Raw genomic sequence first — 14,967 nt, forward strand, 5'->3', positions numbered from 1 at the left:
ACCAGATCCAGCGCATCGACGATTATGACGAATGGCTTAGTCGCTTCGAGACGGCCCTTCGGGCGTTGCCGGACAAGGAGCGTCAGCACTCGGTGCTGCCGTTGCTTGACGCCTACCGGAAGCCGGAGACGCCGCTGCGCGGCGCACCGGCCCCGACGGACGTCTTCCGCGCCGCGGTGCGAGAGTCGAAGATCGGTGCGGATAACGACATTCCGCACCTGTCGGCCGCACTCATCAATAAGTACGTCACGGACCTGAAGCTGCTGGGACTGGTTTAGTGCCGCGGCTAGCCGGGCAACCCGGTCTTGATGGCGGCGTCCTGCTTCCGCGCAATCTCGGTGGCGACGCCCGGATCGATCGGGTCGCTCGAGGGGCTGTCGAATTGCAGCGTGACGAGCGCCTTGCCCTCGCAGAACAGCAGCACCGTCGTCGCTTGGGAGTTGTCCGCCGAAGCACCCGAAATCATCGTTCCATTGGAGCCGACGGCGAGCGGCTGCCACGTGCCGCTGACCTTGCCCGCGTAAGTGGTTCGGGTAGTGCCTAGTTCGGTCGCCGCCGCCGCGGGATCGGCGCCGATCATGATCGTGTCCCATACCCTGCGACCGTTGTCGACGGTGGCGAACAGCTGGGCTACGCCGGGCGCATTGTTGGGATTGAGCAGCGGCGGCTGTGCGGCCGTGAGATTGCCGCCCAGATCCGCGGGCTTGATGAGCAAGAAGCCGTAATCGGTGACTTGCCCCGGCGGCGGTCCGGTCACCGCACTCGAAACGCTCGATGTCACCGCGGAACTGGACGACGTAGTCGACGCCGGCGGTGACCCGGTCTTGTTGTTGCTGCCGCAGCCTGTGATCGCGGCGCCGACCGCGACGGCGATGACGACCCAGCCGGCGACACCGATTCGACCAACCTCCATGTGCGTACCCTCCACGTCATATGTACCCGACTATCACCGCGGCACCCGACGCCGGTCGTACGAATTTGCTGAAACGAACACAAGCCCCCCGCTGCCTATGCTGGCTTGGGGAACGCCTTCTCACGCGGTAAGGAGACCGACATGACGGCTGCAACAGCGCGCGCCGTACGTTTCGACCGATACGGCGGCCGCGAGGTGCTGTACGTGGCGGACATCGGAATGCCCACACCCGGGCCGGGCGAGGTGATCGTCGAAGTCCGCGCCGCCGGGATCAACCCCGGCGAAGCGGCCATCCGCTCCGGGGCGATGCACGAGATGTTCCCCGCCACGTTCCCGTCCGGCGAGGGCAGTGACCTCGCGGGCATCGTGACCGCCGTGGGGCAGGGCGTCACCGCGTTCTCCGTCGGCGACGAGGTCCTCGGATTCAGCTTCAACCGATCCAGCCACGCCACCCACACCGCCGTCCCGGTGGATCAACTGATCCCCAAACCACCCCAATTGAGTTGGGAGGTAGCCGGTTCCCTCTACGTGGTCGGCGCAACGGCCTACGCCGCCGTGCGGGCGATCGCGCCACAAGCCGGCGAGACCGTTGCCGTTTCGGCGGCCGCCGGTGGCGTCGGCAGCCTGGTCGTACAGCTTCTGGTGCTGCGCAGGGCACGGGTCCTGGGCATCGCGGGGCCCGACAACGCCGACTGGCTGCGCGCCCACGGCGTCATCCCGATCACCTACGGTGACGGGCTGGCCGACCGGTTGCGGGACGCCGCGCCGGACGGAATCGACGCCTTCATCGACCTGTTCGGGCCCGAATACGTGCAACTCGCAGCGGATCTCGGTGTCGCGCCCGAGCGGATCGAGACCATCATCTCTTTTCAGAAGGCCGGCGAAATAGGCGCCAAAACCGAGGGCAGCGCGGACGCGTCGACGCCCGAGGTGCTGGCCGAAATGGCCAACCTGATCGTGACCGGTGCCATCGATTTCGAGATCGCGGACACCTATCCGATCGATCGGGTCGCCGACGCGTACGAACAACTCGAGAAGCGGCACACCCGCGGCAAAATCGTTCTGCTGCCGGATGGTTCGCACTGACTACCGGTGCCTGCCTCCTGAGTCCGACGGGTGTCCCCCCAGCGAGGCGGTGACGACCGCGATCGGCATCCGTGACACGTACAGGTTGGCGCGTTCTTGCCGAGTCGGGACGCGAAAGGCGCGCAGCCTGTTTGTCAGCTTCTTTACACCGGAAAAGCGGTGTGCAACAACAAAAGTCATGATCATCTCCTGACGGAAAGCCCGTCCGGCGTCGACCGAACCCGCGCGTTGGGCGCACAGGTCAGCGCATTCGGAGAATGTTCAGGCAGCGTGAAGGCCGGAACCGGAGCGGGATAAGACGGATTTCTGATAGGGACTATCGCCTGGACTGGGCTCAGTCATCTCTCCCTCACCTCCTCACGGCCAGGACACACGCGGGTGTCAACACTTTCACCTGAACGCGAGAGGCACGAATGAACGGCGGCGCACCGCCGCTCGCACCCCTCTCGTCGGAGCTTCGGCACTGCACGGCGTATCCGGACTTAACCGATGGTCGTCCGGAAGCCACTTGGGCTCAACCCTTGGGTCCGGGAAGAGCTGTCCTGACCCGGGGCGTCTCTCGACGTTCGGGGTCAGTGGCCTGTATCCGTGCAGACGCCTCACCTACCGAGGTGCTTGCGGAGTCCTGTCTACACCGCGGCCCAGGGCGCGTCAAACTCCTCTAGGCAACCATGACGCCGGCTGATCGCCATCAAGCGCGTTGCTGCGACGAACTTTCGAAGGCCTAGGCTCGATATCATGGCCAATACTCTGCAGGACCCGAAGGTAGCGACCGTGCTCGACCGGATGTATGCCGAGTCGAGCAACCAGATGTCGCAGTTGCGTGAGCGACGCGGTCAGTTCGATCGCCCGATGACCGCCCAGGAACGCGCCGAGGCGATGAGCGAGTTCTACATCCCGGTCACCCCCGAGGCGGGCCGGTTGCTGTATTCGCTGGTGCGGTCGACGCGTCCGGCCACCGTCGTCGAATTCGGTATGTCCTTTGGTATCTCGGCGATCCACCTGGCATCGGCGGTGCGCGACAACGGCACCGGCCGGGTGGTCACCACCGAGCTCAGCACGAGCAAGATCGCGGCCGCGAAAAAGACGTTCGCGGACACCGGTCTGGATGACGTGATCACCATTCTCGAGGGTGACGCGCTCACCACGCTGGGCAGCCTGGACGGGCCGGTCGATTTCGTTCTGCTCGACGGTTGGAAAGACCTGTACCTGCCGGTGCTCGAGCTGCTCGAACCGCGTTTGCACGCGGGTGTATTGATTGTGGCGGACAACACAAGCGCCCAGGACACCCAGCCCTACCTCGACCGGGTGCGCAACCCCGGCAACGGCTACGTCAGCTTCAACTTCCAGGTCAGGGACAGCGACAGCATGGAAGTCAGCTGCCGCACCAACGATTAACGGCTACCGCAGCGATTCCTCGAGCCACGGCGTCAGCCACTTCACCCCTTCCGGGGTGAGGTGGACGCCGTCGCTGCGCACCTTGATGCCATCGACCTTGGCGGTGTAAACCCCGTCGGGACACAGCTTCTTGTTCAGGTCCAGAATCTGAACGCCGGGGTGATGGCCCACGGTCTTGCGCAACATGGTGTTCCACAGGTTGACCCGGTCCGGTTGGTCCTCGGGATAGAGCCTGCCGTCCGGCTTTTCGCCGCCACGGCTGTAGGGCACCGTCGCGACCACCACGCGAACACCGCTGGAACTCACGATGTTCAGCGCCCGTTCGAGTTCGCCGTTGAGGTAGGCGTCGAAAGTCGGGTCACCGATGTGAGTCCACTGCCCCTCGTTGACGCGATCCACCGTCTCCCAGCGCCCGATGATCAGCAGCGCGACGTCGGGCTGGTCCTGGCTCACCTGCTTCGACCATCTGATCGGCCAGCCGTCGCACTCCGACCGCTGCTCGAGGGTCTGGCCGATGTAGCGGTACGGCGTGCCGCGCACCAGGCTGCAGCCGATGACGGTGTGGTCGAGGAAGGCGAACCCTGGCGTCGGCGGCAGGTAGTGCATCCAGGTCCACCCGATGGAATCGCCGAACACCGAAACGGTGAACGGCCGGTTGGGATCCCGCGGTCCAGGTCGGCTTTGGCCCGGGGGCGCCGGGGAGACCGCCGCGACCGCCGACACCCCGGGCGGCAGGCCGACCTCGCGCAGGGCGGGTCCGGTCCCCACCGGAACGACCATCAACGTCACCGCGGCGGCGCTGGCCACGGTCGCCGCGGCCAACGGCAACAGGGGCACCCGCGCCGGTCGCCAGCGCCGGATCGGCTGTTCGATCAGCCACCACGATGCCGCGGCCGCCACGACGGTGGCGCCGCACCGAGCGGCGAACAGCGACAGCCCGGTCCATCCCGTCCGTTCGCCGTTGAGCGCCAGAAAGATTGGCCAATGCCATAGATACACGCCGTACGAAATGGTCCCCAACCACACCAGCGGGGGCAAAGCCAGGATGCGGGCGATCAATCCGCGTTGCTCCAGCGCCACCGGGGCGACCACGACAACGGCCGCGACCGCGACGCCGATCAGCAGACCGTGCCGGAATTCGGCGCTGTTGCCCGTCGCGAAGTGGGTCGCCGCGGCCAGTCCGGCCACACCGGCGAACGGCAGAAGGCGGGCAACCCACCGGCCCCACCGGCTCCCGATCATGCACCAGCCGCGGTTCAGCGAGGGCCAATCCCGAACCAGCAGAGCCGCGGCCGCGGCACCGATCAGCAACGCCTGCGCGCGGGTGTCGGTGCCGAAGTAGACCCGGTCACGAGTGGAGTCGGATGTCATCGCCATCGCGAGCGCGGCCGAGGCCAACGCACCCAACGTGGCAATGATGAAGGCGGTGAACCGAACCGCGCCCACGGAGGCCCAGGTGAGGCGGCGGCGAGCGCGCGCCGCGAGCAGCAGGGTCACGACGATCAGCAGCAGTGGCCAGATGAAGTAGTACTGCTCCTCCACCCCGAGCGACCATGTGTGCTGCAGCGGCGACGGGGGCGCGCCCTGCGTGAAGTAGTCGGTCTTCTGCGCGACGAACCGCCAGTTCGCGATCCACAGGAACGCCGCGATGGCGTCGTTGCGCAAACCGGTGAGGGCCTGTTCGGGAAGAAGCTGACGGGCGGCGGCGACCGTGAGCACCATCAACACCAGCGCCGGCAGCAACCGGCGGGCGCGCCGAATCCAGAAGCCGGTCAATTCAATACGGCCGGTGCGTCCCAACTCGTCCAGCAGCAGCGAAGTGATGAGGAAACCGCTGAGGACGAAGAAGACGTCGACTCCGATGAACCCGCCGCCGACGCCCGGAATACCCCCATGGCCGACGAGAACCAGCGCGACCGCTATCGCGCGCAGCCCGTCGAGGGCGGGAATTCCGCTTTGGCGTTCGGGCCGATCCCAGATAGCCAACCGGCCTACCCGGCGCACGGGAGCCACCCACCGGGGCCTAACACGACGAGCCGGCGCGGGATTGGTCCCGCCCGGCTCAGTACTTGCTGTTAGTGCGCCATGACCACCATGTCGCCCGGCGCCATCGTTGATGCCGATACGTCGCTACCCCTCGGAGTTGATCGGAGCCAGCTTAAAGGCGAGGCAGCCCGATCCCGGCGAGACACGCGAAGCGCAGCCGCTCAATCGGATTCGAAGTGCCGGCGGATGCCGTCCAACATGTCGATGTGCGCCTTGACCGCCTCGCGCGTCGTGATCGGGGCCAGCAGGCGGGGCGCCGCGATCCGGATCCGCTCGGTGACGCGGGTGCCGGTCGCGATCGGCTCGAAGCTCACCGTGCCGCGCAGCCGCACACCGGGCGACTGATCGGCCTCGGTCAGCACGTCACCCTCGGCGGGAACGAACAGTCGTGCCTGGTAAGCGATCTTTATGGTGAACGGCCCCAACGGTATCCGGTCTATCACCCGATAGGCATGGGTGTATCCGTCCGGAGTTCGGCTGCGCGACAACGTCTCTACGGACACGATCAACGGGTGCACGACCTTGATGTTGTCCAGGTCCACATAGAAGTCGCGAACCGCCTCCGGGTCGGCGGGTACGTCTTGCGTCAGCGTGCGCTCCGCGCGGGCGACCCACCGGCTCATCGCACCAGTGTCGCCCGCATCCGCGGCCGCCGCCGGTCATTTCCTTATCGGCCGCCTCGGCCTACGGTGTCTCTGTGGAGTCACCTGACGCTCCCGGGGCGGTCGAGCGCTACTTGGAGTGCCTGGCCGCGCACGATTGGGACGGTCTTGCGGCCACCATCGCCGATGAGGGCTTGATCCGCGAGGGCCCGTTCTGCGATGTCGTCGAGGGCAAGGCGCACTACGTCGCCTACCTGCGCAAGGTCCTCACCACCCTGCAGGGCCACCGGCTGGAGGTGGAGCGGGTCTCGCACGTCGACGACCGGCTGTCCTTTGTCGAGTTGACCGAGACGTTCGTCATCGAGGGAGCCTCGGAGCAGTGGCCCGAATGCATCCTGTTCGAGCAGGACGACGACGGGCTGATCTCCCGCGTCAGCGTGTTCTTCAAGCAGCCGGCGGGCGCCAAAACGTAGCGATGTATTCCCTCACCCGGGGAAGTGACCTACCGTGTGATGGGTGGAGTCAAACGGATCCCAGGAGTCGGTACCCGTCGAAAAATTGCATTCAGGTGATCCGATCACGGATTGCGGTCAGCGCTACATAGTTCTCGAATCGAAGGCCTTCGGCGACAGCTGCGTGGTCCTCGAACTCGAGTCCCGAGTGGACCACCAGCTGCAGGTTATCGAGAAATCCTTCCCAGCTGGGTACCAAGTCGGCAGGGCTAACCACCGCATTTTGTAGATCGAATTTCCTGAGCAGAATATTGCGCGAGTAGCCGTTCGACGGCTACCGCGCATTCGTGTTATTCGGGCCTGAAATATGTCGTTTATCCGTCGTATGCGTCGTGCCATTCCCACCGCTGATACGGCGCCGTCTGCGGATAGCCCGCAGGCGAGTCCTCCCAGGTTTGGTCAGGGCGTTTGGTTTCCCGCCAAGCCGGTAATCTTTGTCTGGGACGCGATTGCACCTCCTGATCGACTACGGGAAGCCCGGGCCTGCATCGTCATCGGTGTCGTCGCATGGTTTGCCTCCCAGCCCATATGTGGACAGGTTCTCAACCCGCCAGGATCATTAGGCGCGGTAGACGTATTGAAGGGTGACTGAGTGAAGATTCCGGGCGTATCCAGCGTCGTCGCCGGATTGACCGGCGGTGCCGCGCAGGTGGTCCGCGCGGGAGTGACGACAGCGGCGGGTGCCGCGGGCGCCCTGCAGACATTGACCAGCCCGGTCACGGAATTGGCCGGCCCGGTGGTCCAGTCGGTGGCCGAATCCACGGGCCGCGTCATCGGGTTGGGCGGTTCCACTAACGGCTCGTCGGCCCGCGTCTTGCCGCCGGTGCGCTGGCAGAGCGGACGACGGGTGCACCTGGACCTGGACCCGCTGCTGCCGTTCCCGCGCTGGGACGAGTACGCCGCGGTTGTCGAGGAGCCGGTGCGTCGCATTCCCGGCGTCGCCAAGGCTCACGTCGAGGGCTCACTGGGCCGGTTGGTCGTCGAATTCACCGACGAGGCGGACCCCGACACCGTCCTGGACGAGGTGCGCGAAGCGATCGTCACCGTGGCCGGCGACATCGCTCCGTCAAGCTCGCCGGCATCGCTGCATTCCGCGCCCTTCGCCGACCCGGGCAACCCACTCGCGGTTCTGGTGCCGCTCACCGCCGCGGCGCTGGACATCGTCGCGGTGAGTGGCGCGGTCACCGGCTGGGTGACCCGCCTGCCCGCCGCACCGAAGACCACCCGGGCCGCGGCCGCTCTCATCAATCATCAGCCGCGCATGGTGGCGATCCTGGAATCGCGACTGGGCCGGGTGGGCACCGATATCGCGCTCGCCGCCACGACGGCCGCGGCCTACGGGCTGACCCAGGCGATCGGCACGCCGCTGCTGGACCTGACGCAACGCACCCTGCAGATCTCCGAAGCGACGGCGCATCGCCGTGTGTGGCGAGACCGCGAACCCGCGCTGGCCTCGCCCGCGCGCCCGCAGGCTCCGGTGGTGCCCGTCATCTCCTCCGCGGGGGCCAAATCTCACCAGCCCCGCCACAACTGGGCGGCCGCCGCGGCCGGTGAGGCTTCGCACGTGGTGGTTGGCGGGTCCATCGACGTCGCGATCGACGCCGGCAAGGGGTCCATGGCGGGCCCGATCGAGAGCTACGTCGATTCCGCGGCGAACGGCGCGCTGATCGCCGCGGCGAGCGCGCTTGTCGCCGGCGGCGGCACTGAGGACGCAGCCGGCGCGATCGAAGCCGCGGTACCGCGAGCGGCGCACATGGGTCGGCAGGCGTTCGCGGCGGTGCTGGGCCGCGGGCTTGCCAACTCCGGGCAACTGGTCCTCGACCCGGGCGCGCTGCGCCGGCTGGACCGGGTGAAGGTGGTCGTCATCGACGGCGCGGCGCTGCGCGGCGATCATCGTGCGGTCTTGCGTGTCCACGGCGACGCGCCCGGCTGGGACGACGACCGGGTCTACGAGGTCGCCGACGCGCTGTTGCACGGCGAGGAGGCACCCGAGCCCGACCCGGATGAGCTCCCGGCCACCGGCGCGCGGCTGCGCTGGGTTCCCTCGGAGGGCGGGCCCTCCGGTAAGCCCGCGCAGGGCCTGGAAGCCGCCGACCTGATCGTCGACGGCGAATGCGTGGGCAGCGTCGCGGTCGGCTGGGAGGTCGACCCGTACGCGATCCCTCTCTTCCAGACCGCCAACCGGACAGGCGCGCGGGTGGTCTTGCGTCACGTCGCGGGCACCGAGGACCTCACCGCGAGCGTCGGCGCGTCGCACCCGCCGGGCACGCCGCTGTTGAACGTGGTTCGCGAGCTGCGCGTCGATCGCGGACCGGTCCTGCTGATCACCGCGCTGCACCGGGACTTCGCGTCGACCGACACCCTCGCCGCGCTCGCGATCGCCGATGTCGGTGTGGCCCTTGACGATCCGCGCGCCGCCACGGCGTGGACCGCCGACATCATCACCGGCACCGATTTGGCGGACGCGGTGCGGATCCTGTCCGCGATCCCGGTCGCGCGGTCGGCCAGCGAATCGGCCGTGCACCTCGCTCAGGGCGGCACGACGCTGGCCGGTCTGCTGCTCGTCACCGGGAGCGAACAAGAGAAGCCCACCAACCCCGTGAGCTTTCGCCGTTGGCTCAACCCGGTGAACGCGGCCGCGGCCACGGCCTTGATGGCGGGAACCCTGTCGGCCACCCGGGTGCTACGACTGCCCGACCCCACCCCCCAGCCACTCACCGCCTGGCACGCGCTGGATCCCGAGATCGTCTACTCGCGGCTGGCCGGCGGCTCCCGCCCGCTGGCCGTGGAAACCGCGCCCACATGGCGCCGCCGTCTCGACGACCTGTCGTACAGCCCGGCCCTGGCGCCGCTGCGGGCGCCGATGCACAACGCGGTCAGGCTGGCATCCGCGACGCGGGCCGAGCTCGCCGATCCGCTCACCCCGATCCTGGCCGTCGGGGCGGCCGCGTCGGCGATCGTCGGCAGCAACATCGACGCGCTTCTGGTCGCCGGCGTGATGACCGTCAACGCGATCACCGGTGGGGCGCAACGGTTACGGGCCGAGGCTGCGGCCGCCGAGCTGTTCGCCGAGCAGGACCAGTTGGTGCGCCGGGTCGTGGTTCCAGGGGTCGCGACGACCAAGCGCCGGCTCGAGGCCGCGCGGCACGCCACCCGCACCGCTACCGTGTCCGCCAAATCGCTGCGGCCCGGCGACGTCATCGACCTGACCGCACCCGAAGTGGTGCCGGCCGACGCCCGCGTGCTGGTGGCCGAAGACCTCGAGGTCGACGAGTCGCTGCTCACCGGCGAGTCGCTCCCGGTGGACAAGCAGGAGGATCCGGTCGCGGTCAACGACCCCGAACGCGCCAGCATGCTTTTCGAGGGCAGCACCATCGTCGCCGGACATGCCCGGGCGATCGTCGTGGCCACCGGGGTGGGCACCGCCGCGCACCGCGCGATCTCGGCGGTCGCGGACGTCGAGACGTCGGCCGGCGTGCAGGCCCGGCTGCGCGAACTCACCAGCAAGGTCCTGCCGCTCACGCTCGCCGGCGGCGCCTCGGTGTCGGCGCTGGCCCTGCTGCGCCGGGCGCCGCTGCGGCAGGCGGTCGCCGACGGCGTCGCGATCGCGGTGGCCGCCGTCCCCGAAGGCCTTCCACTGGTGGCGACCCTCTCCCAGCTCTCGGCCGCCCAGCGGCTGACGGCGCGCGGGGCCCTGGTTCGCGCACCGCGCACCATCGAGGCACTCGGCCGCGTCGACACCGTGTGCTTCGACAAGACCGGCACGCTCACCGAGAACCGGCTGCGCGTCGTGTGCGCCCTGCCGGAGGGGGTCAGCCCCAACGATCCGTTTCCCGAGCTGGCCAATCCGGAAGCGGCCAAGCTGCTTCGGGCGGCCGCGCGGGCGTCCACTCAGCCACAGGAAGGCCAGGGACACGCGCACGCCACCGACGAGGCGATCATCACGGCGGCCGGTTCACTCAACGGCCACAGCGACACGGACTGGACGATGCTCGCGGAGGTGCCGTTCGAGTCCAGCCGCGGCTACGCCGCCTCGATCGGCACCCTGAGCAATGGGTCGACCGCCCCCACGCTGGTGCTCAAGGGCGCTCCCGAGGTCATCCTGCCGCGCTGCCGGTTCGGCGACGCGGACGGCGACCGGAACCACGCGGAGTCGGTGGTGCACAGCCTCGCCGAGCAGGGCCTGCGGGTGCTCGCGGTGGCGCAGCGCGGATGGGACCACGCGACCACCGAAGAGGACACCGACGCCGACGCGGTCGACGCGGCCGCGCAGGATCTCGAGTTGCTCGGCTACGTGGGTCTGGCGGATACCGCGCGGGCCTCGTCGCGGCCGTTGATCGAAGCGCTGGTGGACGCCGATCGCAACGTCGTGCTGATCACCGGCGATCACCCCGTCACCGCGCGGGCCATCGCCCGCCAGTTGGGCATGTCGAAGGACGTGCGGGTGGTGACGGGCGCCGAGCTCACCGGCCTGGACGAGGACGCGAGCGCCCGGCTCGTGGCCGACGTGCAGGTTTTCGCGCGGGTCAGCCCGGAACAAAAGGTGCAGATCGTCGGCGCCCTGCAACGCTGCGGCCGGGTGACCGCCATGGTCGGCGACGGAGCCAACGACGCCGCCGCCATCCGGATGGCCGACGTGGGCATCGGGGTGAGCGGTCGCGGTTCGTCGGCCGCCCGCGGGGCCGCTGACATCGTCCTGACCGACGACGACCTGGGTGTGCTGATGGACGCCCTGGTCGAGGGCCGGAGCATGTGGGCCGGGGTGCGGGACGCGGTCACGATTCTGGTGGGCGGCAACGTCGGCGAGGTGTTGTTCACCATCATCGGGACCGCGCTGGGCTCCGGACGGGCGCCGGTCGGCACCCGTCAGTTGCTGTTGGTGAATCTGCTCACCGACATGTTCCCCGCGCTCGCGGTCGCGGTCACGTCGCAATACGTCGAACCGGACGAGGCCGACTTCGAATCCGACGAAGAGGCCGATGAGGCACGCCGCGAGCACCGGCGCGCGGTGTTGACCGGGCCGACGCCCTCGCTCGACGCCCCGCTGATGCGCCAGATCGTCACCCGCGGCGCCGTCACAGCCGCCGGGGCGACGGCCGCCTGGGCCGTCGGCCGCTGGACGCCGGGCAGCGAACAGCGCACCTCGACAATGGGATTGACCGCACTGGTGACGACCCAGCTGGCGCAGACGCTGCTGACGCGGCGGCACAGCCCGCTCGTCGTCGCGACCGCCCTCGGCAGCGCGGGAGTCTTGGTCGGCATCGTGCAAACACCGGTGATCAGCCAGTTCTTCGGATGCACGCCGCTGGGGCCGGTCGCGTGGACGGGTGTGCTGGGATCCACGGCGGGGGCCACCGCGATCTCGGTGCTGGCACCCAACTGGCTCAATCGGCAGATCGCCGCCCTGGAATCCGGCGAAGGTTCTTAGACGGGCAGCTCTTTGCGCACGACCTTGCCCGACGGGGTGCGCGGGATGCTGTCGACGATTTTGATGTCTCGGGGCTGTTCGTACCGCGACACCCGGCTCTTGAGGTAGTCCCGTATCGCCGGCACGTCGGTGTCGCTGCCGGGCTGTAGAACCACGAACGCGGCCAGTCGCTGGCCGAAACGCTCGTCGGGGACGCCGATGACCGCCTTGTCGACGATGCCGGGGTGCTGGGCGAGTGCGTTTTCGACCGCGCGTGGATAGACGTTCTCTCCGCCGGAGATGATCATGTCGTCTTCTCGGCCGACGATGTAGAGGCGGCCGGCGTTGTCGAGGTAGCCCATGTCCCCCGTGCTCGTCATGCCGTCGATCACGTCTTTGGCCCCGCCGCCCGTGTAGCCCTCGCTCGCGAGGTTGCCGCCGACGAAGATGCGCCCGGTGACGCGCGGACCGACGGGCCTACCGGTCTTGCCGAGGATGCGCACCGGGCACCCGACCACCGGTTTGCCAACGGTTTCGGGAGCCTCGCGCAGGTCGGCCGGTGTCGCCAGGGCGCCGATACCGACCTCGGTGGACCCGTAGCCGTTGTAGAGGATATCGCCGTAAGCGTCCATGAACCGTTGGCCCAGAGAGGGTTCGAGGCGGTCCCCGCTCGAGATCACGACGCGCAGGTCCGGCAGCGGGTTTCGCGCCAGCACGCGCTCGGGCAGGTCGAGGATGCGCGCCAGCACGACCGGTACGGCCGTGAAGGCGTCGGCGCGGTGCAGCGATGCCTGCGCGAGCACGGCCTCGGCGTCGAACTCGCGCTGGGTGAGTACCGTGCCGCCGAGCGCCACCGTGAGCATCAGCATGCCGAGTCCAAGCCCATGAAACATGGGCATCGCCACCGAGATTCGCGATCCGGCCCGCAGCCCGGTGCGATCGAGAATCGTCACCCAGACGCCGACCGCGGAACGCAGCACCGGCGCCCGCGGCACCCCCTTGGGGGTCCCCGTGCTGCCCGAGGTGAGCAGGACGATCCGTCCCGGTGACGCCACCTTGGGTCGCGAACCACCCTCGGGGGCAACGACAGTCGCCGGGTCGATGACGACGATCGATTCACCGACGGCCCCGAGGTGTTCGGCGAATTCGCCGTCGGCGACCATCGTGGTGATCTGGTGCTCGCTCAGCGCCGCCGCCAAGGCAGAGGTGCGGAATTCCGTGTTCACGAGAATGACGTCGGCGCCCACCATCGCGGTGCCGAAGACCGCCGTGATGAAACCGCGTCCGTTGCGGCACATGACCCCAACCGCATCGCCGGGTCTGACACCCGCGCCGGACAGCCGCAGCGCAAGGGACTCGGCCGCCGAGTGCAGTTGCCGGTAGTCCAGCGTGCCGTCGTCGTCGATGATCGCCGCCCGGCCCGGCCACCTGGCCGCCGTCACCGCCAGCAGCGTGCAGGGGTTTGTGCCGCCGCGGCGCGCCTCGCGAAGCAACCGGAGGCCCTTCAACGGCGACGACGGACTGAGCAATCCGGAGCGCAGCAGCGCGCGGCCGGCCGTGGCGACCACGCTCTCGCTTGTCATCGTTGGGCATCCGAACCGGCCGACAACCGGCGGTGCCACAGCCGCGCCGCGCGGTCGGCCGGCCCGGCCAGCAGCACCGAGGCCAATTCGGCCGGCATCACCCAAGGCGGTTCGATGGTGCGGGGCCGTTCGATGATCGCCTTGGCGATCGCGTCGGCGGCTTCATCCGGCGTCAGGCCGGGCAGCCGGCCCAGCAGCGGGGTGGGCGCGATCATCCGCGTGCGCACCAGGGCGAAATAGACGGAGGTGACGTCCACACCGTCGGCGTGCAGTTCCGGCGCCACGCTGCGCAGCCAGGAATCGAAGGCCCCTTTCGACGCCTGGTAGGCGCCCCACTGCGGGCCCGGCGCGACGCGAACACCGACGCTCGAGACGTTGACGACGAGCCCGCCGCCGTTTTCGCGCATGACGGGCAGCAGTCCCAGCAGCAACCGGACCGGCCCGAGATAGTTGATGTCGATGGTGCGTTGAAAGTCGTGCGGGCGGTCGTATTGCTCGTGCAGCGAGCGGCGCAAGGACTTGCCCGCGTTGCTCACCACGATGTCGAGCGGGCCGTGCTTCTCGGTGATCTGCTTGGTCAGCGCGGTCACGACGGATTCGTCGGTGAGGTCGGCCGGGTAGGCGAACGCCCTACCTCCGCCGGCGTTGATCGACGCCGCCAGATCGCAGAGCCTGTCCTCGGACCGAGCGACCAACAGCACGGTCGCGCCCGCGGCGGCCAGTGTGCGCGCGGTCGCCTCACCGATCCCGTAGGACGCGCCGGTCACCAGAACGGTCTTGCCGGAGACCGTGGCGCGCAGCCTGTCGGGATCCGACAGGCGTGCCGGGTTGGCGAAATAGTTGAGGGCCCTGTTGAGAACCGCGCTAGGGACCCCTAGCAGGGCATCCGTTATTGCGTTCAATTCTGCTACCGCATCCACTCGGATTGCACGCCGAACGTCGGCTCTGGCTTCACCGTGTTCTCGACTACGTAACTACAGCTAGCAGACCACATCCCGGCACGCGTCCGCTCCCCGCCCCGGCGTTGACTGCGTCACTGCCCCCGGTTTTGCGGCCTCCCTCCAAATTAAGGCCCGGCGAGGCGGGACGCCAATGGCGGATGGGCCCCGCGCGCAACCCATCTCGGCCCGCCTGCGGCCTGGCAAGGGCGGCCATGTGAAATCACTGTAATTTGTCCAATTCGACTGTTTAGATAGTTGGGCTACAGGGCACAAGTTCGGCATGATTGCACGTCATACCGCCCGTTTTCTGGTTCCAGCAGTAGTCGCAGCGACCGGCCTGAGCATGTCGGCCCTCAGCGGCTCCATCATCCCGTCCGCCTCCGCACAGTGCCCCGACGTTCAGGTGGTGTTCGCCCGTGGCACAGGTGAATCCCCGGGGGTAGGTCCAACCGGTCAGGCTTTCGCCGACGCATTGCACC

Annotated in this window: 13 protein-coding genes and 1 riboswitch; of the genes, 7 read left to right on the forward strand and 6 right to left on the reverse strand. The window is 68.4% G+C overall.

All coding sequences use genetic code 11. The features are described 5' to 3' along the window. Positions 1-278, forward strand: a 278-nt coding sequence (locus JOZ00_RS19825; protein ID WP_293346776.1) for a hypothetical protein, incomplete at its 5' end; no start/stop codon positions are given. An 8-nt stretch (positions 279-286) separates the two neighbouring features. Here the strand turns inward: JOZ00_RS19825 and JOZ00_RS19830 are convergent. Continuing rightward, positions 287-913, reverse strand: a complete 627-nt coding sequence (locus JOZ00_RS19830) for a hypothetical protein (protein WP_293346779.1) — start codon at positions 911-913, stop codon at positions 287-289. 141 nt (positions 914-1,054) lie between these two features. Here JOZ00_RS19830 and JOZ00_RS19835 point away from each other — a divergent pair, with 141 nt between their 5' ends. Continuing rightward, positions 1,055-1,999, forward strand: coding sequence for an NADP-dependent oxidoreductase (locus tag JOZ00_RS19835; protein WP_293346782.1), 945 nt, complete (start codon positions 1,055-1,057; stop codon positions 1,997-1,999). On the opposite strand, the gene JOZ00_RS19840 is transcribed toward JOZ00_RS19835, so the two are convergent. After that, positions 2,000-2,179 (reverse strand): hypothetical protein, encoded by a 180-nt coding sequence (locus JOZ00_RS19840; protein ID WP_293346784.1) that lies wholly within the window; start codon positions 2,177-2,179, stop codon positions 2,000-2,002. Between the two features lie 254 nt (positions 2,180-2,433). Next, positions 2,434-2,617, reverse strand: a riboswitch (M-box (ykoK) riboswitch). 120 nt (positions 2,618-2,737) lie between these two features. Here JOZ00_RS19840 and JOZ00_RS19845 point away from each other — a divergent pair. Continuing rightward, entirely contained in the window at positions 2,738-3,397 is a 660-nt protein-coding gene (locus JOZ00_RS19845) for a class I SAM-dependent methyltransferase (protein ID WP_293346787.1), read from the forward strand. A gap of 3 nt (positions 3,398-3,400) precedes the next feature. On the opposite strand, the gene JOZ00_RS19850 is transcribed toward JOZ00_RS19845, so the two are convergent. Both JOZ00_RS19850 and JOZ00_RS19855 read right to left on the reverse strand, forming a co-directional pair. After that, on the reverse strand, positions 3,401-5,401 hold the full coding sequence (locus tag JOZ00_RS19850) for an acyltransferase family protein (protein WP_293346808.1): 2,001 nt from the start codon (positions 5,399-5,401) through the stop codon (positions 3,401-3,403). Positions 5,402-5,604: 203 nt separating this feature from the next. After that, on the reverse strand, positions 5,605-6,066 hold the full coding sequence (locus JOZ00_RS19855) for an SRPBCC family protein (protein ID WP_293346790.1): 462 nt from the start codon (positions 6,064-6,066) through the stop codon (positions 5,605-5,607). A 74-nt stretch (positions 6,067-6,140) separates the two neighbouring features. On the opposite strand from JOZ00_RS19855, the gene JOZ00_RS19860 reads away from it, so the two are divergent. The 3 genes from JOZ00_RS19860 (at position 6,141) to JOZ00_RS19870 (ending at position 11,985) form a co-directional block, all read left to right on the forward strand. Continuing rightward, positions 6,141-6,518: a nuclear transport factor 2 family protein gene (locus tag JOZ00_RS19860; RefSeq protein WP_293346793.1), complete on the forward strand. Its 378-nt coding sequence runs from the start codon at positions 6,141-6,143 to the stop codon at positions 6,516-6,518. 43 nt (positions 6,519-6,561) lie between these two features. After that, the gene (locus tag JOZ00_RS19865; protein WP_293346795.1) at positions 6,562-6,786 is read left to right on the forward strand and encodes a hypothetical protein; all 225 of its coding nucleotides are present in this window, start codon (positions 6,562-6,564) and stop codon (positions 6,784-6,786) included. Between the two features lie 363 nt (positions 6,787-7,149). After that, positions 7,150-11,985 carry a cation-translocating P-type ATPase gene (locus JOZ00_RS19870; protein WP_293346798.1) on the forward strand — a complete coding sequence of 1,612 codons (4,836 nt, stop codon included), beginning with the start codon at positions 7,150-7,152 and terminating at the stop codon, positions 11,983-11,985. Here the strand turns inward: JOZ00_RS19870 and JOZ00_RS19875 are convergent. Continuing rightward, entirely contained in the window at positions 11,982-13,547 is a 1,566-nt protein-coding gene (locus JOZ00_RS19875) for an AMP-binding protein (protein WP_293346802.1), read from the reverse strand. The two genes, JOZ00_RS19870 and JOZ00_RS19875, sit on opposite strands and share 4 nt — an antisense overlap. Then, the gene (locus tag JOZ00_RS19880) at positions 13,544-14,440 is read right to left on the reverse strand and encodes an SDR family NAD(P)-dependent oxidoreductase (protein WP_293346811.1); all 897 of its coding nucleotides are present in this window, start codon (positions 14,438-14,440) and stop codon (positions 13,544-13,546) included. The genes JOZ00_RS19875 and JOZ00_RS19880 overlap by 4 nt, the downstream gene beginning before the upstream one ends. 328 nt (positions 14,441-14,768) lie before the next feature. Here JOZ00_RS19880 and JOZ00_RS19885 point away from each other — a divergent pair. Beyond that, positions 14,769-14,967: cutinase family protein (locus JOZ00_RS19885; RefSeq protein ID WP_293346805.1), on the forward strand; the 199-nt coding region annotated here is incomplete at its 3' end.

The sequence above is a fragment of the Mycobacterium sp. genome (genome assembly GCF_019243155.1).
Taxonomy (GTDB): Bacteria; Actinomycetota; Actinomycetes; order Mycobacteriales; family Mycobacteriaceae; genus Mycobacterium.